This is a genomic window from Streptomyces sp. NBC_00670, assembly GCF_036226765.1.
GTDB lineage: Bacteria > Actinomycetota > Actinomycetes > Streptomycetales > Streptomycetaceae > Streptomyces.
The window spans coordinates 2,059,153-2,080,846 of the sequence record NZ_CP109017.1; the positions used below are offsets into that span (position 1 = coordinate 2,059,153).

Genomic DNA, 21,694 nt, shown 5'->3' on the forward strand with positions numbered 1-21,694 from the left:
CCCGCTCGGGCACAGTCGTCGGCATGAGACTGCTGATGCTGGGCGGGACGGAATTCGTGGGCCGGGCCGTGGTGGAGGCGGCGGTGCGCCGCGGCTGGGAGGTGACCCTCTTCCACCGGGGCCGCAACGACGTACCGCGGGGCGCGCGTGCACTGCTCGGCGACCGTACCGCGCCCGACGGGCTCGCCGCGCTGGCCGGCGGCGCCTGGGACGCGGTCGTCGACACCTGGTCGGGCGCACCGCGCGCCGTACGGGAGACGGCCCGGCTGCTGTCGGGGCGGGCCGGCCGCTACGCGTACGTGTCGAGCTGCTCGGTGTACGAGTGGCCGCGCCCCGCCGGCTTCGCCGAGGACATGCCGGCGGTGGACGGCGCCGACGCCGGTGCGGAACGGACCGACTACGCCCGGGACAAGCGGGGCGGCGAGTTGGCGGCGGTCGAGTCGTTCGGCGCGGACGCCTCGCTGCTCGTCCGGGCCGGGCTGATCCTCGGCCCGTACGAGAACGTCGGCCGGCTGCCGTGGTGGCTGCACCGCATCGCCCGGGGCGGTGACGTACTCGCCCCGGGCCCAAGGGAGTTGGCGGTGCCGTATGTGGACGCCCGGGACCTCTCCGAGTGGCTGCTGTCGGCCGTCGAACGGGGGTCGAGCGGGCCGTACAACGTGGCGGGGACGCGGGACCGGGCCACCATGGGCGAGCTGCTGGACGCCTGCGTCCGGGTGACGGGCGGCACGGCACGGCTGCGCTGGACCGCGCCCGAGGCGGTCCTCGCGGCCGGGATCGAGCCCTGGACGCAGCTCCCGGTGTGGGTGCCGCACGGGAGCGAGCTGGAGACCTCGGTCTACTCGATGGACGTCTCCCGAGCGGTGCGCGAGGGGCTGCGGCACCGCGAGGTCGCCGAGACGGTCGCCGACACGTGGGCGTGGCTGCGCACCCTGGACGGACCCGCGCCACGGCGCACGGACCGGCCGGGGGTGGGCCTGGATCCGGCGGTGGAGGCGAGGGTGCTGGCGGCCTCGTCGGGCACCGCCGAAGCCTGACCGGTGACCGGGTGAGAAGGCCAATTCCACAATCCCCGAGGGACCGTCAACTACCCGTCGGCTGAATCCCGTTCAAGAATGCGCGCCAAGTTTTTTCCGGTGTCCCTGAACGCCCCACGAGCCCCTCCCGTATGAAATGGAGCCGCTTCACTCCTGTCGGGCGCCTCCGCCCCGCCAAGGAAGTCAGAGGAGTTCCATGGGACGCAACACAAGAAAACGCCGCTCGTCGCTGGCCACCAAGGCCATAGCCGCATCGGCGGCCCTAGCGCTCGGTGGGGGCGGGCTGATCTGGGCGAACTTCTATGCTTCTGCGCACGAGGAGAACTCGGGCCAGAACCGGACCAAGGCCGCCGGAGCACAGGTGGCCACGATCTCCTGCCCGGACGTCGGCCAGAAGCTGACCGACGTGCCGGGGCGGGCGAAGGCCAATGTCGACAAGGAGCTGGCGAACCTCGACAAGCAGATCACCGAGGCGTACGCGCGGCTCGCGTCGACGCGTCGGGCGCAGACGAACGACGCCAACTTCGTGCAGAACGCGATCCTCGGCCCGCTGAAGGACAAGCGGTCCGCGGTGATCGGGCGCATCAAGACCGACTTCAGGCGGGTCGGCGGCACCGCGCCCGGTTCGCTGGACTCCATGGCGCCCTGCACCGGCACGCCCGCCGACCAGACCAACGCGGGCGGCACCGGCGACGGCCAGAACGGTGACGGGCAGAACGGCGGCCAGGACCAGAACGGCGGTCAGGATCAGGGCGGCCAGGACCAGAACGGCGACGGCCGCCAGCAGGCCGGCAACGGCGGTCAGGGCGGCAACGGCCCGGTGGCCGCGGACTTCGTCGACATCACCAAGGTCCAGCCCAACGTCTCGAAGAAGGCCAAGACCCGCAAGGCCGGACGGTCCGGCCGGGGCGGCCGCAACAGCACCCGGGGCGCGTCGACCGGCACGTTCACCGTCGACTGCGGGGTGAACGAGAACAAGAACTACAACACCGACAACGTGATCGTCGCCCCCGGCGTCACCAACGGCGCGCACCACACCCACGACTACGTCGGCAACCAGGACGTCAACGCCTTCTCGAACAACGACACGTTCGCGGCGGCCGACACCTCCTGCGACGAGCAGGGCGACAGGTCCTCGTACTACTGGCCGGTGATGCGTGTGCAGGACGGCACGCAGGAGTTCGACCAGAACAACGACGGCGGCGGCAAGGAGGGCAACGTCGGCAAGATCCTCACCGCCAAGCAGGCCGAGATCACCTACGTCGGCAGCGCCACCTCCAAGGTCGTCGGCATGCCGAAGTTCCTGCGCATCATCACCGGTGACGCCAAGGCCTTCACCAACGGCCCCGCGAACGCCAACGCGCACTTCAGCTGCACCGGCTTCGAGGACAAGGTCCAGCTCACGGACAAGTACCCGATCTGCCCCGAAGGCAGTGACGTGGTCCGCTCGTTCGCCTTCCAGAGCTGCTGGGACGGCCAGAACACCGACAGCGCCAACCACCGCGCGCACGTGGCCTTCGCCGACGCGAACGGCAACTGCGCCAACGGCTTCAAGGCCATCCCGCAGCTGACGATGCGCCTGGTGTACGAGGTTCCCACCCCGACGATCGAGAACGGTCAGGTGAAGAACGCCTACGCGGTCGACGGATTCCCGGAGCAGCTGCACAAGCCGATCAACGACCACGACGACTTCATCAGCGTCATGGACGACAGCCTGATGAACAAGGTGGTGAACTGCATCAACTCCGGGCGGAAGTGCACGTGATCCGCTAGTCCCGCGTATTCCCCACAGATCCCCCCACGGGAAAGCCGGCGGTGGTAATTCCACCGCCGGCTTTTCGACTGCCCGTATCTGTGGTCGGACGACCGCCCGCTCAGCCCTCGTGGCTCGCGTGCGCCGCGTGGTTGGTGCCCACCTCGAGCGTGCCGCCGAGCGTCCCGCGCAGCGTCTTGACCAGCTTCTGGTCGCCGACGGCGACCCATTTCGCGCCGACGAGGTAGAACCCGCCGTAGTCCTTCGCCTCGTTGACCCATTCGCGCTGGCCGCGGTCGGTGGCGAAGGTGGCCAGGACGAACCTGCCGTCGCCGTTCTTGCAGATCGCCTGACGGATCTCGTCGGCGTCGGTCTGCATGTCCGGCGTGCAGTGCGCGTCCGAGGCGATCTTCTCCAGGCTTCCGGTGGCCGTGGCGGGCACCTTCTCGGCCGCGGCCCCGTCCTTCCCGGCACCGCACGCCGTCAGCGCCAGCAGGGCCACGGCCGCGCCCGCCGCGAGCCTCGCAGTTGTCAACCTCATCCGTTCCTCCGGTCCCTTCGGGCGACGTGAACTCGCCAGCTCCGTGCGCACCGTTGAGCACGGACGGCCGTCCCGTTAGCGTGCCGCACCTGTCGACACAGGGGGCACACAGATGGACTCATCGAACCTTCCGTCGCGACGTACGGTGCTGGGCACGGCCGGTGTCCTCGGCCTCGGAACCGCCTTGAGCACGACGGTTCCGGCCCACGCCGCCGGGGCCCCCGGCGGGGGCCCCGCCTTCGATACGGCTCCGGCGCGCTCCGCGCTCAATCGGCTGCTGCCCGATCACGCCGGACAGTTCCACCTGACGCCCCTGCGCCCCTCGGGCGGGCACGACCGCTTCCAGGTCACCGGCACCACCGGACGGATCGGCGTGGCCGGCACGTCACCCGCCGTACTGCTGCACGGGGTGCACTGGTACCTCAAGTACGTGTGCGGGGCCCACCTCGCCTGGAACGGCAGCCAGTTGGACCTGCCGCACCGGCTGCCCGCGCCCGCCCGCCTCGTCGGGAGATCGAGCGCGCTCCCCCACCGGTTCGCGCTCAACGACACCAACGACGGCTACACCGCCCCCTACGCCGACTGGTCGTACTGGGAGCACGAGATCGACCTGCTCGCCGCGCACGGCTGCAACGAGGTCATGGTGATCGCCGGGATGGAGGCCGTCTACCACCGGGTCCTGAAGGACTTCGGCTACAGCGACGCCGAGGCCCGCGCCTGGCTCCCGGCCCCCTCCCACCAGCCGTGGTGGCTGCTGCAGAACCTGTACGGCTACGGCGGCCCCCTCTCCCCCGAACTGATCGCGAAGCGGGCCGCGCTGGGCCGCCGGATCGCCGACCGGCTGCGCTCCCTCGGCATGCGTCCCGTCCTGCCCGGCTACTACGGCCACGTCCCCAAGGGCTTCGTGGACCGCAACGGCGGCGACGCGCACGTCGTCCCGCAGGGCACCTGGCACGGCTTCGACCGCCCCGACTGGCTGGATCCGCGCACGGACGCCTTCGCGAAGGTCGCCGCCTCCTTCTACCGCCACCAGCAGGACGTCTTCGGCACCGCCGCCCACTTCAAGATGGACCTGCTGCACGAGGGCGGCACCGCGGGCGACGTCCCCGTGCCCGACGCGGCGCGCGGCGTCGAGAAGGCGCTGCGCACCGCCCGCCCCGGCGCCACCTGGGTGATCCTCGGCTGGGAGGCCAACCCGCTGCCCGAACTCCTCGACGCCGTCGACAAGGAGAGGATGCTCATCGTCGACGGCGTCTCGGACCGCTACACGAGCGTCACCGACCGCGAGAAGGACTGGGGCGGCACGCCGTACGCGTTCGGCACCATCCCCAACTTCGGCGGCCGCACCACGCTCGGCGCCCGCGCCCACATCTGGCAGGAGAAGTTCTTCGCCTGGCGCGACAAGCCCAACAGCGCGCTCGCCGGCACGGCCTACCTTCCGGAGGCCACCGACCGCGACCCGGCCGCCTTCGAACTCTTCTCCGAACTGGCCTGGACCGACGACGTGATCGACCGCGCGCAGTGGTTCGCCTCCTACGCCGACCTCCGCTACGGCGGCCGGGACGCGGGCGCCCGCCGGGCCTGGCGGGCGCTGCACGACACCGCGTACCAGCAGCACGCGGGCGAGCGCAGCGACCCGCACGACTCCCTCTTCTGCGCCCGCCCCGACCTGTCCGCCACCCGTGCCGCCCGGTACGCGCCCAGCGCCCTCACCTACGACCCGGCCCGCTTCGACGCCGCCCTCGCCGGGCTCCTCGCGGTCGCCGGTCACCGGCGGGGCAGCGCGGCCTACCGCTACGACCTGGTCGACGTGGCCCGGCAGGCGCTCGCGCACCGCAGCCGCCAGTACCTTCCGCAGCTCAAGGCGGCCTTCGACCGCGAGGACGCCGCCACGTTCAAGGCACTCGCCAAGCAGTGGCTCGCGCTGATGCGGCTGTCCGACGACGTCACCGGCACGCATCCGGCGTTCCTGCTGGGTCCCTGGATCGACGACGCGCGCCGCCTCGCCACCAACACGGACGAGCGCGCCGAGTTCGAACGCACCGCCAAGGTGCTGCTGACGGTGTGGGGCGACCGGGACACCTCCGACGCGGGCAGCCTGCACGAGTACGCCAACCGCGAGTGGCACGGTCTGCTCGCCGACTTCTACCTCCCGCGCTGGCGGAAGTGGCTGGACGCGTGCGAGGACGCGCTCGCCGCCGGGACACAGCCGGCGGCGGTGGACTGGTTCGCGTTCGAGGAGCCCTGGACCCGGGAGCGCAAGGACTATCCGCTGCGGCCGGTGGGCGACGCGTACCGGACCGCCGCGCGGGTGCGGGACGTGCTGGCGCGGGCGCCGTACCAGGGGGCGCTGGAGGTGTCCGCCGACCCGGTCGCCTTCCCGCCCGGCGGGCACGCGCGCGTGACGGCCGTCTTCCGCAACGTCAACGGGCTGCGCGGCACCGGGCGCGTCGACTTCGCGCTCACCGGAATCGACGCGGAGCCGGAGGGTGCCGGGTCGCTGAGCGGGGTGCCGGCGGGCGGGAGCGGCACGGTGCGGTGGCGCGCGAGCGCGCCGGGGACGCCGCTGGAGGAGCCGCTGCGGGCGCTGCCGTACTCCCTCGCCGTGACGTACGGGCCGCGCGGGGAGCAGCGGGTGACCTCCCGCTTCGACGGCACGCTCTTCGAGGCGGGGCCGCTGGCGGAGGGGTGGCGGACGTACACGAACAACGACGCCGTCTTCGGGCAGCTCGGCGAGCGCTTCGCGATCGACGGGGGTGGGGCCGACCTGTGGAAGGGCACGAGTGAGTTCGGCACGGCGTACCGGGAGGGGGCGCTGCGGGACGGGGTGTCGGCGACGGTGCGGGTCGATGCGCAGGCGGCGACGGGGGCGTGGGCGCGGGCCGGGATCGTCGCGCGCGACGCGCTGGCGACGGCGGGGGCACGGGGGTTCGTCAACCTGGCGGTGACGCCGTCGAACGGGGTGGTGTTGTCGTACGACGCGAACGGGGACGGCACGCTGGACACCTACCGGAGGGTGACGGGGGTGAAGGCGCCGGTGCTGCTGCGGCTGACGCGCGACGGGGACGCGTTCCTGGGTGAGTTCTCGACGGACGGGGGTTCGTCCTGGCGGACGGTGGCGACGGTACCGGTCCCCGGCGTCGGGGCCGTTCAGGACGTCGGCCTCTTCATGACGGCGACGAACGGCGGCGACGGGGGGCGGGGCACGGTCCAGTTCTCCTCGTGGGGGCTTGCGTAGGGTCCCTCGCCCCCGCCGCCCCTACCCTTCCCGTCCTTGACAAGGGGCTCCGCCCCTTGCACCCCGGGAGAGCTCGGGTGGGTGGGGTTGTGTGGGGGCGTGCGGGCGGGTGGGGGTTGCTCGCGCAGTTCCCCGCGCCCCCTAAGGAGCGCGGGGAACTGCGCGACCAGCCACGACGCACCCGCACCCGCCGACGCACCCCGCCCTCCCGAGTTCTTCCCCACCCACCCCCAAGTCCCCCGCCCCCGGGAGGGAACCCGGTGACCTCGTCGCCGTTCGCTCGTTCTGCTGAACGTGCAGTCACAGGATGTCGCCCCTCGCCCCGCCATCGACGTCACCACCGCCGAGGCCGCCCTCATCGAGCACTACCCCCGCCTCACCCGCCTCGCCTACCTCACCCTCCCCGCCACCCTCGGCCGCAACCGCCGCGTCCTCACCGCACACGCCCTGGTCCAACGCGCCCTCCCCCACGGCCGCACCCCCACCCCCACCACCGTCATCCCCACCCAGGCCGGCGGCGCCAAGTCCCGCGACACCGACCCCGGTTACGCCCTCGTCCGTACCCGGGTCATCCGCACCGCCCTCGACGCCGCCCGCCCCCTCACCTTCCGCGCCTGGCCCAGGCGGGCCCAACTCCCGCCCCTGCTCCCCCACCTCCGCGGCCTGAGGCTCTTCCCCCGCTCGGGCGGCACCGACGAACCCGCCCTGGACAAGGCGCTGTCCGCGCTCTCCGCCCCGGCCCGCGCGGCCTACGTCCTGCGCGGTCTGGACCGGCTGCCGGACACCGCGCTCCGCGACGTCCTGGCCGCGGCCGGCGTCACGGACCCGGCCGCCGCGCTCGCGGAGGCGGCCACCGTCCCCGCGCAGGAGATGCTGCTCGGTTCCCCCGAGTTCGACCCCTGCACGCTGCACGCCCGCCCCACCGACCTGATGCGCCGCCGCCAGCACACCCGCGCCGCGCTCGCCGCGGCGGCGGCCGTCGCCGTCTGCGGGGCGCTGCTGGCGTGGCCGGACGGCGGCTGGGGCCCGGACGGCGCCGCCGCCCCGGCCTACGCGCAGAACCCGTCCGCGCAGGCCGCGTTGGACCCCGGCCGGCTGACGAAGGCGGCCCCCACCGCGTGGAAGACGTCACCGCGCACCGACTTCTCCGCCTGGCCCGCGCGTGGCGACGCCGTCGGCGACACCGCGCTGCTGCGCCGCGCGCTCGCGGTGTGGGCGCGGCCCGGCGAGTCGGTGCAGGTGTCGGCGACCCCGGGCTCGCCCACGGGCGGCCCGGCCGGACCGCCGCAACTGCTGTACGCCGGGAAGGTCGACTCCGCCCGCGTGGTGCTGTTCTACGACGGCCTGCGCATCGTCCGGTACGCCGAGCCGACGTCCGGCACGGCGGGCGCCGCGCTGGACTTCGCCCGGGTCGACGGCGCCGGCCGCGCGGAGGCCACCGCGGTGGTCCTCGGCCGCGCCGACGGCAACGTCCGCTATCTGACGGCTCCCTGGATCGAGAAGGCGGGCGAGCGGGACCTGATGAAGCCGACGGCCGGGGTGATGGACCTGCATCTGAAGGCCGACGGGACGACCTCCCCGCTGGCCAGCCCGGCCACCCACCCCGGCGCCTGCACCTCCTGGAACGTGCTCCAGCTCACCGACCGCTCGGGCGACGCCCGTCTGATGACGGACCTCGGGGAGCTCACCCCCGCCCATCTGACCGTCGGCCGCCCGTCGGCACCGCGCGAGGCGGCCGGGGCGGCGGCGCTGCGCGCCTGGGCGCCCTTCGCCTGCTCGCTGGCGGCGGAGCGCGCGCAGGGCGTGCGCTCGGTCAACGCCTGGCAGTACGCGCGCCAGCCCCTGCCCGACGGCAGCGGCGACGGAACGTGGGTGTGCACCCGGGCGGAGACCTGGCGGGGCGAGGGGGCGCGGGCGCTGGCCCAGTTCCGGGCGCCGTCCTCGGCGTACGGGGCGGTGGCGGCGAAGGCGCAGGACGACCCGGCCTGCGGCCCGAAGGACCCGCACGTCCTGGCGGGCGTGCTGTGGAAGTCGGACGCCGACGCGTGGTACCTGCTGGCCGCCGCCGACCGCGCGGCCGGCACCGTACGGGCCACCGGCGCGCTCACGGGCGAGGCGGAGGGCCACACCCTGACCCTGCCGGCGAAGCCGGACACCAAACCCGAGCTCACCGCCACACTGGACGACGGCCGGACCCTGAACCGCCTGCGGTAGGCCGAACCCCCGTACGTACACGGACGCGGCCCGCCCGCAGCGGGCCGCACGACGGGAACAGCGCCGCTACGACGCCTCGCTCAGCGCCGCCGCCGGATCCGTGCGCCACACGTCCGCGAGTTCGGAGAGCGGCACGCCGAGCACCTCGCTGAGCCGTACGACCGTGCCGAACGCGGGCGTCGGCAGCCGGCCGGTCTCGATCTTGCGGAGGGTCTCCGGCGAGATGCCGGCCGCGAGGGCCACTTCACCGGGGTTGCGTCCGGCCCGGGCGCGGCGCAGCGCGGCTCCGAGGCGTCGGCCCGCCTCGATCTGTTCGGGGGCGAGCGGGTGGCGAACCATACGGCCATGCTACCCGTCCACCACCGTCTCGGGCGTGGACCGAGCTCCACTCTCGCCTGGTATAAATATACCTGTCGGCCACCCCGGGGAATCGAGGAATCGCAGTGATCGAGCACAAGACGCCCAGAGACATCGAGCGCATGCGTGTCACCGGGCAGTTCGTCGGCCAGGTACTGGCCGAGCTCGGCGAGCTCGCCGCGGTGGGGGTCGACGTGATGGACCTGGAGCACCACGCCCGCCGCCGGATCAAGGAGCGCGGCGCCGAGTCCTGCTACTGGGACTACGCCCCCTCCTTCGGCAAGGGCCCGTTCCGCAACGTCGTCTGCCTCTCGGTCAACGACGCCGTCCTGCACGGGCTGCCGCACCCGTACACACTGCGCGACGGCGATCTGCTGACCATGGACATGGCCGTGGCCATCGACGGCTGGGCCGCGGACTCGGCGCACACCGTCGCCGTCGGCAACGCGGCCCCGGCGGACCTGCGGCTGATCGAGGCCACGGAGGTCGCCCTGGAGGCCGCGATCGCGGTGGCCCGGCCCGGCAACCGGCTCGGGGACATCTCCGCGGCCATCGGTTCGGTCGCCGCCGAGTACGGTTACCCGGTCAACCTGGAGTTCGGCGGCCACGGCATCGGCCGCACGATGCACGAGGATCCGCACATCCCCAACAACGGCCGTCCCGGCCGGGGCTGGAAGCTGCGCCCCGGGCTGACCCTCGCGATCGAGCCCTGGTTCACCGCCGGCACCGACAAGATCCGCTTCGACCCGGACGGCTGGACGATCCGCTCGGCCGACGGCTCGCGCGCCGCCCACTCCGAACACACGGTCGCCATCACCGACTCCGAGCCGCTCGTCCTCACCCGGCGCCCGCGGGAGGAGAAGGCGGCGGCGGACCGCCACGAGTCCTCGTCCGGCACGGACCGCTGACGGCACACCCGAACCGCCCCGCACACGCACCGCACCACACACACCACACCGCCTTTCACGCGCATCCCACCGCCCGCAACCGGCCGGATCCGATCGGTGAAGTGATCGGTAAAGTGTTCGTATGACTACCGGGGCTCGCCGCAGGATGGGTGTCGAGGAGCGACGGCAGCAGTTGATCGGCGTCGCCCTCGAACTGTTCAGCCGGCGCTCCCCCGACGAGGTCTCCATCGACGAGATAGCCTCGGCCGCCGGCATCTCGCGGCCGCTGGTCTACCACTACTTCCCCGGCAAACTCAGCCTCTACGAGGCCGCGTTGAAGCGGGCCTCCGAGGATCTCGCCGGGCGGTTCGCCGAACCGCACGAGGGTCCGCTCGGCGCCCGGCTGCTGCGCGTGATGCGCCGCTTCTTCGACTTCGTCGAGGACCACGGCCCCGGTTTCTCCGCCCTGATGCGCGGCGGCCCCGCCGTCGGCTCCTCCCGGACGAACGCGCTCGTCGACTCCGTGCGCCAGGCCGCCTACGTCCAGATCCTGTCGCACCTCGGCTTCGACGCGCAGGCCGAGGCCCCGCCCGCGCGGCTGGAAATGGTCGTCCGCTCGTGGATCTCGCTGGCCGAGTCGAAGGCGCTGATCTGGCTGGAGGGCCGCCGCATCCCGCGCGGCGAGCTGGAGGTGCAGCTCGTGCACGACTTCGCCGCGCTGGCGGCGGTCAGCGCGGCGTACGACGAGGAGATGAGCGACGTGCTGCGCGCCATGGTCAAGGAGGAGCCGGCCGACAGCCCGTTCACAGACCTGGTCGCCCGGCTCGTCGCCCTGGCCGCGCCGCTCCCGGCCCCCTGATGAACCGGGTCAGACCTCGAACTTGCGGTAGGACGCGTCGAGTTCGCGCACCTCGGCCGAGGCGTGCAACCGCTCCCCGTCCGTCTTCAGGTGGGTGCGCAGCAGCTCCAGTACGTTCTCGGTGAGGCCGGCCTTCGTCTCGTCCGTGCGGCCGGGCAGCAGGGCGATCGAGACGTGCACGAGTGCGTGCCCCTCGGTGTCGGTGCCGACCGTCACGCCCTCGGCCCGCAGGAACCGTGTCTTGCACGCCTCCGGTTTCGCCGCCGCCGTCCGAACGAGCTCGGCGTGCAGTGCCGTGGCGAAACCCCTGCGGTCGAAGCCGGATGCGAGCGTGTCCGAGTACTCGACGGTGACCTGCGGCATGAGCGGCTCCTCAGCTCGGGAAGCGGGGCCCGCCGCCGAACACGGCGGGCCCCCTCACCCTAACCGCGGGTGAAGACGGCGACCGTCCGCCCCGGGACCGTGAACGTGCCCGCCGCCCTGTCGTACGAGGCGCCCTTCACCACCGCGTCCGCGCCCTTCGCCTGCACGGGATGCAGCGCGTACCGCGTCCCGGCCACGGCGCGCACCGTCTGCTTCTGCTTCTCCGGTGTGGCGTTGAAGACCACGACCAGGTCGCCGAGGCGCATGGTGAGCACGCCGGGCGTCTCGTCCCTGCCCGAGAGCGGGAAGGAGAGCCGGTCCTGCACCGTGGCCGCCGTGGCGAGGGAGAAGTCCTTCTCCGTCGTGCGGATCCGCAGCAGGTCCCGGTACGCCGCCGAGGCGCCCTCGATCTGCGCGCACCCGACCCGCACCGAGGTCAACAGCGGCTTGGCGTAGGGCCACTTGGCCTCGTTGTCGGCCGCCGGGGGCAGCCCGCGCCCGAAGCCGTTGCCGTCGGCGCAGTTCCAGTGGATGGCGTTGAACCAGTCGCCGCTGTCGAAGGAGTTGCGGTCCAGCGACTTGGAGCGCAGCAGGTCGGTGCCGGCCTGGGAGAGCGCCGGGCCCTGCGAGAGGGCGGCCGTCGCCATCGCCAGGACCTGCATCCGGGCCCGGTCGGCGGCGGAGGTGTCCTTCGGCAGCTTGTAGGCGAGCGCGTCGAACAGGGACTCGTTGTCGTGCGCGTCGACGTAGGCGAGGGCGTCACCGGGCGCGTCCGCGTACCCGGCGGGGGCGCCGTTGTAGTCGACCTCGGCGCCGGTGACCTCCTTGCCGCCCGAGTCCGTGAACCGGTACGTCGCCAGGTTGCCGCTGAGGCCCACCTTGAGCAGGTCCTGGTAGTGCAGCAGTCGGGCCTTCTGCTCGGCCTTGGTCCCGTTGGCCGTCGAGGAGTTGGGGTCGGTGTACAGGCCGCTGGCGAAGCCCTGCACGCCGGGGTCCTCGTCGAACGGGCTGCCCCCGCGTACGGCGTCGCGGGCGCGGTCGGAGAAGGTGGCGATGCCGGTGCCCGCCATGTTCTTCTGCGTGGCCTGGACGAACCGGGCGTCGTCGGCGACCTCGCCGAAGTTCCAGCCCTCCCCGTAGAGGATGATCCGCTTCCCGTCGACGCCGTCCTTCTTGAGCGTGAGCGCGTCGAGCGCCTTGCGGACGGCGAGGATGTTGGCTTTCGGGTGGTGGCCCATGAGGTCGAAGCGGAAGCCGTCGACCTTGTACTCCTTGGCCCAGGTGACGATCGAGTCGACGACCAGCTTGCCCATCATCGCGTTCTCCGGCGCGGTCCCCGCGCAGCAGGTGGAGGTCGCCACCGAGCCGTCGGCGAGCAGCCGCTGGTAGTAGCCGGGGACGACCTTGTCGAGGACGGAGGCGTCGGCCTGCCCGGAGGCGGCGGTGTGGTTGTAGACCACGTCCATCACCACCCGCAGCCCGTCCTGGTTGAGGGACTTCACCATCTGCCGGAACTGGACCGTACGGGCCGTGCCCTCCGGATCGGTGGCGTACGAGCCCTCGGGGACCGTGTAGTGGTACGGGTCGTAGCCCCAGTTGAAGGCGTCCTCCGCGGCGGTCTTCGCCACGCACTCCTGCTGCTTGTCGGAGTCGGGGGCGTGGGAGGCGAGGTCGCAGCCGGGGGTTGCCTGGTCGGACTTCTTCTCCGGGATGGTGGCGATGTCGAACGCCGGCAGCAGATGCACGTAGGAGGTGCCGGACTCGGCCAGTGCGCGCAGGTGCTTCGAGCCGTCGCTGTTCCTGTCGGTGAAGGCGAGGTAGGTGCCCCGGTCCTTGGCCGGGACGGTCGGGTCGGCGACGGAGAAGTCGCGGACGTGCAGTTCCTGGATCTGGGCGTCCCGCAGCGGCACGGCCTTCGGCTTGTGCAGCGTGGACCAGCCGGACGGGGCGAGCCGCCGGTCGGCCAGGTCGACGACGAGGCTGCGCGCGGAGTCGGTGGTGAGGGCGACGGAGTAGGGGTCGGTGACCTTGTTGGTCACCACCTTCCCGGACTCCCCGGGCTTCCCGGGCTCTCCGGCGCTGGGTGCCCACACCTTCACGACGTACCGGTACGGCTTGTTCTTCCACGACGCCGGCCCGGTGACGGACCAGACGCCGGTGGTGTCGTCCCGGTGCATCCGCACACTGCGGCCGTCCAGCTCCAGCGCGACGCTCTGCGCGGTGGGTGCCCAGACGGCCAGGGTGGGCCGGCCGTGGTGGAACGTGGGCCCGAGGTCGGCCTTGGTGGCGGCCGGGTAGAGGTCGTCGAGGACACCGGCGGTCTGCACGCCGGTCGCCGCGAGGACGGCGCCGTTCGCGGCCCGCTGGGTGGCGACGAGCTGTCCGCGCAGCGCGCTGCGCACCCGGTCGCGGTCGCGCGGGTCGACGGACCAGGCGGTGTAGTCCTTCAGATGCGGGAACCTCGCCTTCTGGGCATCGGTGAGCGTGGTCTTCGTCAGCCGCAGCCAGCGCTCGTCGTCGCTGGTCAGCGCCCCGTCCTCGACGGCGATCGAGCCGTCGTGGGAGGAGAGGAGCTGGGTGGAGGCGGCGCCGTCCGTCCCGTTCCAGGCGACGGTGTCCCGGTCGATCCAGACCGCCTTGGAGGTGCCGAGGTCGAGCGCGGCCGCGCCGCCCGCGGGCTGCGGCAGCAGGTGTTCCTCCTGGCCGCTCATCAGCCACACCTCGTGGCCGTCGGTGGCGGTGAGGTCGAGCGACTGGTCGGTGGGGAGGTCCTTCTCGTCGCCGTTGTGGAGGATGTAGCTGAGACTGGTGGCACCCGCGGTGAGCGGCACCTCGTAGACAGCGCCATAGCTGTCAGTCTTCACCGGCTTCAGGGGTGCCGACCAGTCGGTGGGCTCGGCGGCGCCGGTCCAGACGTGCAGCCCCCAGCCGTCGTAGTCGCCGTCGGCGCGGTGGTAGTGCAGGACGGCCTTGGCGGTGTCCTGCGCCGGGTAGTCGGGCCTCTCGGTGACGACGTCCGGGTCACCCTGCGCGATCCACACCTCGCCCGTCTTGGTGACGTCGATGGAGCGGTCGGCGGCGACGTCCTTGTTGCCGTCCTTGTCGACGACGAGGAAGCCGACGTCGGACGCGCCCGGCTTGAGCTTCACCCAGGCGAAGGCGCCGTACGCGTCACGCCCGGTGAAGGGGTGCCCGGCGGGCCAGGTGGTCGCCTCGCCGTCGGCCAGGTCGCCCCACGCGTACAGGTTCCAGTCGGCGTAGTCGCCGTCAGTGCGCTTGTAGTGGACGATCGCGTAGGCGCGGGAGGAGGCGGTGGGTGTCTCCGCGGCGGGCGGGGTGCCGGAGGTCGAGGCGGCGGTGGCGCTCGCGGTACGGCCGGCGGAGTCGACGACGACCGCCTTGTACCGCAGGGTGGTGCCGGGCTTCACGTCCGTGCCGAGGGTCTGGGTGACCTTGTAGGGGGCATGGTCGGCGGAGCCGAGGACCCGCCACTTCCCGGTGCCGGTCTGGGCGGCGAAGACGACCCGGTTGAGCTGTCCGCCGTCGACGTCGGCGGTGAGTTCCACGGTGCCGGTGGCGCCGGCCGCCGGGGCCTTGAGGGTGAGCGTCGGCTTGGTGGCGGGCTTGTCCAGCGGTGCGGTCGCCTTGAGGACGATCGCGGAACCGGCCGGGACGGTGACGGTGACCTTGCGGTCGGCGTCGGAGGTGGCGATGGCCTTGGTGCCGTAGATGCCCCGGTAGGTCGTGCCGGCCGCCGAGTCCGTGGCGAAGGTGGCCGTCTTCGCCTCGCCCGCGTTGTTGAAGGCGACGACGTACTCCTCCTTGTCGCCTTTCTCGCTGCCGGTGCGGGTGAAGGCGTAGACACCGGCCCCGTCGGCCGCGTACCGCTCGGTCTGGACCCCGTCGGTGAGGGCGGGGTGGGCCCGGCGGAGCTTGGCGAGGGCCGCGATCTGCTCGTAGAGCGGGGAGTTGGTGTCGTAGGCGTCGCTCGCGTGGGTGCGGGTGGTACCGATCTCGTCGTCGTCGAGGTAGTCGGCGACCTTCGAGGCGAACATGGTCTGGCGGGCGTCCTTGTCGCCGCCTACGCCGGTGAAGCCCTGTTCGTCGCCGTAGTAGACGACGGGGTTGCCGCGGCTGAGGAACATCAGCTCGTTGGCGAGCCGGTCCTTGGCGAGGAGTTGGGCGTCGGTGGCCTTCGGGTTGTCCTGGTTCAGGAAGTACCCGATGCGGCCCATGTCGTGGTTGCCGAGGAAGGTGACCTGTTCGTAGGCGTTGGCCTTGTCGGTCGTGTACTTGTAGTCGTCGCCGAAGACGGACGCGAGCTTCCTGGCGCTGCCGCCCTGGGAGGCGTAGGCGCGGGCCGCGTCCTGGAAGGGGAAGTCGAGGGTGGCGTCCAGGCGCCCCTGGGTGACGTAGGGGGCGGTGACGGAGGTGTCGGCGGAGTAGACCTCGCCGTACTGGAAGAAGTCCTCGCGGCCGTGGCGGGCCGCGTACGCGTCGAGGGCGGTGGCCCACTGCGTCCAGAACTCCATGTTGACGTGCTTGACGGTGTCGATGCGGAAGCCGTCGACGTCGAAGTCGCGCACCCAGCGCTCGTAGATCCTCTCCATGCCGCGGACGACCTCGGGGCGCTCGGTCCACAGGTCGTCGAGGCCGGAGAAGTCGCCGTAGGTGGCGGACTCGCCGGCGTAGGTGGAGTCGCCGCGGTTGTGGTACATCGTCGGGTCGTTGAGCCAGGCGGGGACCTTGGCGTCCTTGTCGGCGGCGGCGACGGTGGGGGTGCGCGGGAAGGAACCGGCGTCGACGTCGGGGAACTTCCCGCTTCCGTCCGCGTAGTCGGCGTCGTCGAAGGGCCTGCCGTCCTTGGTGAGGTAGGGGAAGGCACCCTTGGAGAGGTAGTCGTAGGACTTCCCCTCGTAGTCGACGACGTCGGCGGTGTGGTTGGTGATGACGTCGAAGAAGACCTTCATGCCCTTGTGGTGGGCCTTGTCGATGAGGGTCTCGAGGTCCTTGTTGGTGCCGAAGTGGGGATCGACCCTGGTGAAGTCGGTGATCCAGTACCCGTGGTAGCCGGCGGACGCGTTGTCGCCGGTGCCCTGCACGGGACGGTTCTCGAAGATCGGGGCGAGCCAGAGGGCGGTGGTGCCCAGGCCCTTGATGTAGTCGAGCCGCTTCGTCAGACCCTTGAGGTCGCCGCCCTGGTAGAAGCCCTTGTCGGTGGGGTCGTAGCCGGTGGCGAGGCGGGAGCCGGTGAGTCCGCCCTTGTCGTTGGCGGTGTCGCCGTTGGCGAACCGGTCCGGCATGACGAAGTAGAACTGCTCGCGGGTCGCGTCGTGCCGGGCGGGCTGCGCGGCGAGCTTCGCGTCCGACGGGGGCGCGGGCGGGGTCTGGGCCCGTGCGGCGACCGGGCTGAGGAGCGCGGCGGCGAGCGCGGCCGCGGTGAGGGCGGCGATCCGGCCGCCCGGTGGGGTGCGGCGCCCGGACACGGGCGCCTGCGCTCTCGACGATCTCGGTCTCACAGGGTGAACTCCTCGCGGGTACGGCTCGGTTCGGCTCGGTTCGTGGACCCCGCACCGGGGTGGCGGCGTCGTACGCTGCCGGGCGCGGCGTGACCGTACCGCCGCCGCAAGGGTTGCAGCAAGAGTCCTGAAACCCATAGCAAGAAATTTCAACCACAGCCTTGACGTGGCCCTCTCGACTCCCGCACGCTCGGCTCGCGTTGAAAGGCGGACTCCGCGGGTCCCCACCGCCGGAGCCGCTCTCCCCACGACGGAGCCGCACATGACGACCCCACACAGACCCCCCGGCGGGCTGATACGACGCCTGTGCACCGCCGCGGCCGCCGGCGCGCTCGCCCTGGCGGGCGCCGTCGCGCTGCCGGCCGCCCCGGCGCAGGCGGACACCACCGCGAAGAACGACGTGATCGCCAACCTGTGGGAGTGGAACTGGAAGTCGATCGCCAAGGAGTGCACGGACGTCCTGGGCCCGGCGGGCTACGGCGCGGTGCAGGTGGCCCCGCCCGCCGAATCGCTCAAGCAGACGAACTTCTACTGGTGGGACGTCTACCAGCCCTACTCCTACAACCTGAACAGCCGCTTCGGGACGGCGGCCGCGTTCTCCTCGATGGTGTCGACCTGCCACTCTGCGGGCGTGAAGGTGTACGTGGACGCGGTGATCAACCACACCGCCGCGCAGACCGGCACCGGCTACAACGGCACGACGATCACCAACAAGTACGACACCCCGGACTTCGACTCCGGTGACTACCACCACGCCGGTGACGGTTACTGCAACGACGAGGACGGGACGATCGACGACTGGAACAACCTGGCGGAGGTGCAGAACTGCGAACTGCTCGGCCTGCCCGACCTGAAGACGGGCGACGACTCGGTCCGCTCGAAGATCGCCGGTTACCTCAACAAGCTGCTCGCGGCCGGTGTCGACGGCTTCCGCGTGGACGCCGCCAAGCACATCGCCGAGGGCGACATGGCGGCCATCGAGGCCAAGCTGGACAACACGTCCTCGGGGGCGGACCCGTACGTCTTCCAGGAGGTGTACCCCGGTACGACCCCGCAGCCGGCGGACTACTACGCCTCCGGTGACGTCCTGGACTTCACCTACGCGAGCAGGCTGAAGTCCGCCTTCCAGGGCAACGTCTCCGACCTGTCGTCCCTCGGTTCCAGCGGCATCCTGCCGGCCGCGAACGCGGTCGCCTTCGTCACCAACCACGACACCGAGCGCAACGGGCTGCACCTGTCCTACAAGGACGACGACACCTACAAGCTGGCCAACCTGTTCCAACTGGCGTACAAGGGCGCGACGCCCACGGTGTACGCGAGCTGGAAGTGGAACGTCTCCGACGAGGCCCCGCCGAACTCGGGCGGCTTCGTCACCGACACGGACTGCTCGGGCGGCAGCTGGTACTGCCTGGACCGCGACGCCGCGGTCCTCGGCATGGTCGCCTTCCACAACGCCACGGACACGGCGGCCGTCTCGAACTGGCAGAGCAAGTCGTCGAACGTGATCGGCTTCGGCCGCTCGGGCAAGGGCTTCTTCGCCCTCAACAACGGCTCTTCGTCGACGAGTTACACGTTCACGACCGGCATGGCCGACGGCACGTACACGAACGTGATCGACGGCGGCGCGACGAAGGCCACGGTCTCGGGCGGCAGCGCGACCCTGACGGTGCCGGCGAAGGGGGCGGTGGCGTTCTACGACGGCACGTACACGTGCCCGACGACGAGCTGCGACGGCGACGGGGGCGGTGACGGCGGCTCCGGAACGACGATCACGGCGACGTTCAACGAGTACGCCTCCACGACCTCCGGCACGGACGTCTACGTGGTCGGCTCCTCGGACAGCCTGGGCGCGTGGGACACGGCGAAGGCGGTGAAGTTGTCGTCGACGGGCTACCCCATCTGGTCGGGCGAGGCGAACCTCCCCACGAACACGACGGTCACGTACAAGTACATCAAGAAGGACGCGTCGGGGAACGTCACCTGGGAATCAAACGCGAACCGCTCGGCGACGACGGCGACTTCCGCCCTGACCCTGAACAACACTTGGAACGTGGCGAGCACGGACGCCACGGACGTCACGTTCAACGTCAATGCGACAACGACATCGGGCACGAACGTCTACGTCGTCGGCTCCCTCCCGTCCCTCGGCTCCTGGAACCCGACGGACGCGATCCCCCTGTCCTCCGCGTCGTACCCGACCTGGAGCAAGCTGGTGATCGTCCCCAAGAGCACGGCGTTCACGTACAAGTACCTGAAGAAGGACACGTCCGGGAACGTGACATGGGAGTCCGGCACGAACCGCTCGTACTCGACGGGGGCGTCTAGCGGCTATACGGCCGCGGACACGTGGAAGTAACCGGTACGGAACCCCGGCCCCGGCCCGCCAGGAACGGCGGACCGGGGCCACCGTAGCGTGGTGGCCAGGTGACGGTGATACAAGACGGGAGACCTGTGATCATCTGGGTGAACGCTCCCTTCGGGAGCGGGAAGACCACTCTGGTCGACGAGTTGCACCGGCGCCGGCCCGATGCTTTGGTGTACGACCCTGAGCAGATCGGCTTCGTATTGCGCACCATCGTCGATGTGCCGACCGGGAATTTCCAGGACTTGCGTGTGTGGCGCGACAGGTGGCCGGCATGGCCGTGGGACTGCTGGAGGAGTACGGGCGTCCGATCCTGGTGCCGATGACGCTGGTCGACCCGGAGTACGTTGCCGAAATCTTCGGCGCGTTGCAGGAAGCGCGGGTGGTGATCCACCACTTCTTCCTCCACGTCCCGTCCGAAGTGCTGGCGCGACGTATCGACGCCCGGAGTGTGGCGCCGCACGACCCTGAACGTGACGAGGCGGTCCGTCAGTGGTGCAAGGCCCAGATCAAGCAGTGCGTGGCCGCAGCGGACACCTTGCCGACGGACACGATTTTCCTGGACGGCGAGCGCCCCCCGCAGGAACTGGCCGACGAAATCATGGCTCGTGTCGGTGTGAACGCAAGCCCGTAGGACTGGTCACCACCTCAACACTTGTTCGCGGAGTGCGTCGAGCGCGTCGGCGGATGGAGCCCAGGTAAGCGTTGAGGTGGAGCAACGACGAAACGGCTAGTAGTGCTTCGTTAGGTTCTGGGTCTGATTCTGCGTGTGGTGAGTGGTCGACCGCAGGTGGTGCAGGTGCCGGTCCAGCACCTCAGCAGGTCCTGGAGGACATCGAGGACCTGGTAGAGGGTCAGGCCGGCATGTGGGCTTTTGGGTCGAGCCGCCGGAGGGTGAGGAAGGCCTGGGCGGCGGTGACGAGGGTGACGTGGTGGTGCCAGCCGCGCCAGGTGCGGCCTTCGAAGTGGTCCAGCCCGAGTCCGTGCTTGAGCTCGCGGTAGTCGTGCTCGATGCGCCAGCGCATCTTCGCCCACCGCACCAGGTCAGCGACCGGGGTGGTGGCGGGCAGGTTTGATATCCAGTAGCCGGTCGGAGCGTCCTGGCCGTCCGGCCATTCGACCAGCAGGGTCTGGGAGGGCAGGACTCCGTTCCAGTGGTTGCGGCCGCCGCCCGCCTCCTGGGCAGCGGCCAGGCATTGCTTGCCCGCGGGCCGCACTGTCAGCACCGCGAACCGTGAGGTCATCGCGCCTTTGCTGCCCTGCCTCCAGGTCACCTCGGTGAACCGGCTGGCACTGGCCCGCGCCGCAAGGGCGGAAACGGCTCGGGGTGGGGTGCGGTAGCGGGGCAGGGTCGGCGGTCCGAGCCCGCCGTAGACGGGCTGGTGCGGCTCGACCTCCTCCGGGTGGGCGACTTCCTTGCCGGTCAGCGCGAGGACGTAGGACAGTCCTCGCTTCTCGAGGCCGAGGCGGAAGGGGGTGCTGACGCCGTAGCCGGCGTCGGCGACCACGACCGGCGCCTTCAACCGCCAGTCGGTCAGGCTGTCGAGCAGGCCGAGCGCGAGACGCCACTTCTCCTGGTGGACGACGTCGTCGGGGACTCCGGCCCGGCGGCAGCGGTCCGGTTCGTCCGTCCACTCGCGCGGCAGATACAACTCCCAGTTCAGCGGGCAGGACGCGGTGTCGGTGGCGGCATGGACGCTGACCGCGACCTGGCAGTTCGCGCGTTTGCCGACCGCTCCGCAGTATTGGCGGGCCACCCCGGCCGACGCCTTGCCGCACTTGGGGAACGACACGTCGTCGATCACCCACACCTCAGGAGTGATCACCTCGGACAGCCGCTCAGCGATCCGCTGCCTGACTGGCAGCGGATCCCACGGCGACTGGTTCACGAACTGCTGCAGGGCCTGCATGTTCCCGTCCGGCAGCCGCTCGGCCATCGGCTGGACCGACTTGCGCCGGCCGTCGAGCATCAGGCCCCGCAGATAACACTCGCCCCACCGCCGCTGATCCCGGCGCGGCAACGACCCGAACACATCGGCAACGAACCCCGCCAACTCGCCCCGGAGCCGTTCCACCTCCCCCAGCCTCATCCTGGGAGGCTGCCCACCACCAGCCGAGATCACTCAACGTAACGAAGCACTACTAGGGGGTTTCGTTTGGATCAAGAGGGAGGGGCGGGTCGATCGACAGCGAGGGGGTGTCCGACTGCAGGTTGATTTCGCCCCAGTCGCCCAGGAACCTGTAGCTGTCGTCGACCCTGGTCAGAGAGTCGACTGATCCGTAGTCGGTGGTGCCGCTGGCGTCGATCGCCGGTGTGATGACGCTCTGGCCCGTCCAGTGCAGTTCACGGATGGACGAGAAGACGACCGTCGCCTGCCGAAAGCAGGCACGTTCTCCCGGCGCCGGGAGGCGGTATTCAGGGTGACCGGGCAGGAGCAACACATCGAGCTTGAGGAGAAGGACAGCTGGACGAACCAAGATGTCCAGTACGTGACTGTCCTCCAAAATCACGTTCTCGAACCCGGGGAACCTCGGGTAGTTGTCCCGCACGGTCTGCCTCCCGG

The 21,694-nt window shown here is 71.1% G+C and carries 13 protein-coding genes and 1 pseudogene; 8 read left to right on the top strand and 6 right to left on the bottom strand.

What is annotated here, in order from left to right; all coding sequences use genetic code 11:
• Positions 1-23 precede the first annotated feature (23 nt).
• On the top strand, positions 24-1,037 hold the full coding sequence (locus OIE12_RS09170) for an NAD-dependent epimerase/dehydratase family protein (RefSeq protein ID WP_329133599.1): 1,014 nt from the start codon (positions 24-26) through the stop codon (positions 1,035-1,037).
• Positions 1,038-1,233: 196 nt separating this feature from the next.
• On the top strand, positions 1,234-2,802 hold the full coding sequence (locus OIE12_RS09175) for a DUF1996 domain-containing protein (RefSeq protein ID WP_329133601.1): 1,569 nt from the start codon (positions 1,234-1,236) through the stop codon (positions 2,800-2,802).
• A 109-nt stretch (positions 2,803-2,911) separates the two neighbouring features.
• Here OIE12_RS09175 and OIE12_RS09180 read toward each other — a convergent pair whose 3' ends face one another.
• Positions 2,912-3,331 (bottom strand): hypothetical protein, encoded by a 420-nt coding sequence (locus tag OIE12_RS09180; RefSeq protein WP_329133603.1) that lies wholly within the window; start codon positions 3,329-3,331, stop codon positions 2,912-2,914.
• A 112-nt stretch (positions 3,332-3,443) separates the two neighbouring features.
• On the opposite strand from OIE12_RS09180, the gene OIE12_RS09185 reads away from it, so the two are divergent.
• On the top strand, positions 3,444-6,569 hold the full coding sequence (locus OIE12_RS09185; protein ID WP_329133605.1) for an alpha-N-acetylglucosaminidase: 3,126 nt from the start codon (positions 3,444-3,446) through the stop codon (positions 6,567-6,569).
• Between the two features lie 294 nt (positions 6,570-6,863).
• Entirely contained in the window at positions 6,864-8,783 is a 1,920-nt protein-coding gene (locus OIE12_RS09190; protein WP_329133607.1) for a hypothetical protein, read from the top strand.
• Between the two features lie 66 nt (positions 8,784-8,849).
• Here OIE12_RS09190 and OIE12_RS09195 read toward each other — a convergent pair whose 3' ends face one another.
• Entirely contained in the window at positions 8,850-9,122 is a 273-nt protein-coding gene (locus OIE12_RS09195; protein WP_329133609.1) for a helix-turn-helix domain-containing protein, read from the bottom strand.
• Positions 9,123-9,226: 104 nt separating this feature from the next.
• On the opposite strand from OIE12_RS09195, the gene map reads away from it, so the two are divergent.
• Positions 9,227-10,048, top strand: a complete 822-nt coding sequence (gene map, locus OIE12_RS09200) for a type I methionyl aminopeptidase (protein ID WP_329133611.1) — start codon at positions 9,227-9,229, stop codon at positions 10,046-10,048.
• A gap of 121 nt (positions 10,049-10,169) precedes the next feature.
• On the top strand, positions 10,170-10,886 hold the full coding sequence (locus OIE12_RS09205; RefSeq protein ID WP_329133613.1) for a TetR/AcrR family transcriptional regulator: 717 nt from the start codon (positions 10,170-10,172) through the stop codon (positions 10,884-10,886).
• Positions 10,887-10,895: 9 nt separating this feature from the next.
• On the opposite strand, the gene OIE12_RS09210 is transcribed toward OIE12_RS09205, so the two are convergent.
• Together OIE12_RS09210 and pulA are read right to left on the bottom strand one after the other, a co-directional pair.
• Complete coding sequence (locus tag OIE12_RS09210) at positions 10,896-11,249, bottom strand: 5-carboxymethyl-2-hydroxymuconate Delta-isomerase (RefSeq protein ID WP_329133615.1); 354 nt, start codon at positions 11,247-11,249, stop codon at positions 10,896-10,898.
• A gap of 59 nt (positions 11,250-11,308) precedes the next feature.
• On the bottom strand, positions 11,309-16,768 hold the full coding sequence (gene pulA, locus OIE12_RS09215) for a pullulanase-type alpha-1,6-glucosidase (RefSeq protein ID WP_329133617.1): 5,460 nt from the start codon (positions 16,766-16,768) through the stop codon (positions 11,309-11,311).
• Between the two features lie 262 nt (positions 16,769-17,030).
• Between pulA and OIE12_RS09220 the strand changes: the two genes are divergently transcribed.
• Together OIE12_RS09220 and OIE12_RS09225 are read left to right on the top strand one after the other, a co-directional pair.
• On the top strand, positions 17,031-19,124 hold the full coding sequence (locus tag OIE12_RS09220; protein WP_329133619.1) for a carbohydrate-binding module family 20 domain-containing protein: 2,094 nt from the start codon (positions 17,031-17,033) through the stop codon (positions 19,122-19,124).
• A 95-nt stretch (positions 19,125-19,219) separates the two neighbouring features.
• A pseudogene (locus OIE12_RS09225) lies at positions 19,220-19,764 on the top strand (AAA family ATPase).
• Between the two features lie 220 nt (positions 19,765-19,984).
• Here the strand turns inward: OIE12_RS09225 and OIE12_RS09230 are convergent.
• Positions 19,985-21,220: an IS701 family transposase gene (locus OIE12_RS09230; RefSeq protein WP_329131397.1), complete on the bottom strand. Its 1,236-nt coding sequence runs from the start codon at positions 21,218-21,220 to the stop codon at positions 19,985-19,987.
• A gap of 52 nt (positions 21,221-21,272) precedes the next feature.
• The gene (locus OIE12_RS09235) at positions 21,273-21,680 is read right to left on the bottom strand and encodes a hypothetical protein (RefSeq protein ID WP_329133621.1); all 408 of its coding nucleotides are present in this window, start codon (positions 21,678-21,680) and stop codon (positions 21,273-21,275) included.
• Between the last annotated feature and the right edge of the window lie 14 nt (positions 21,681-21,694).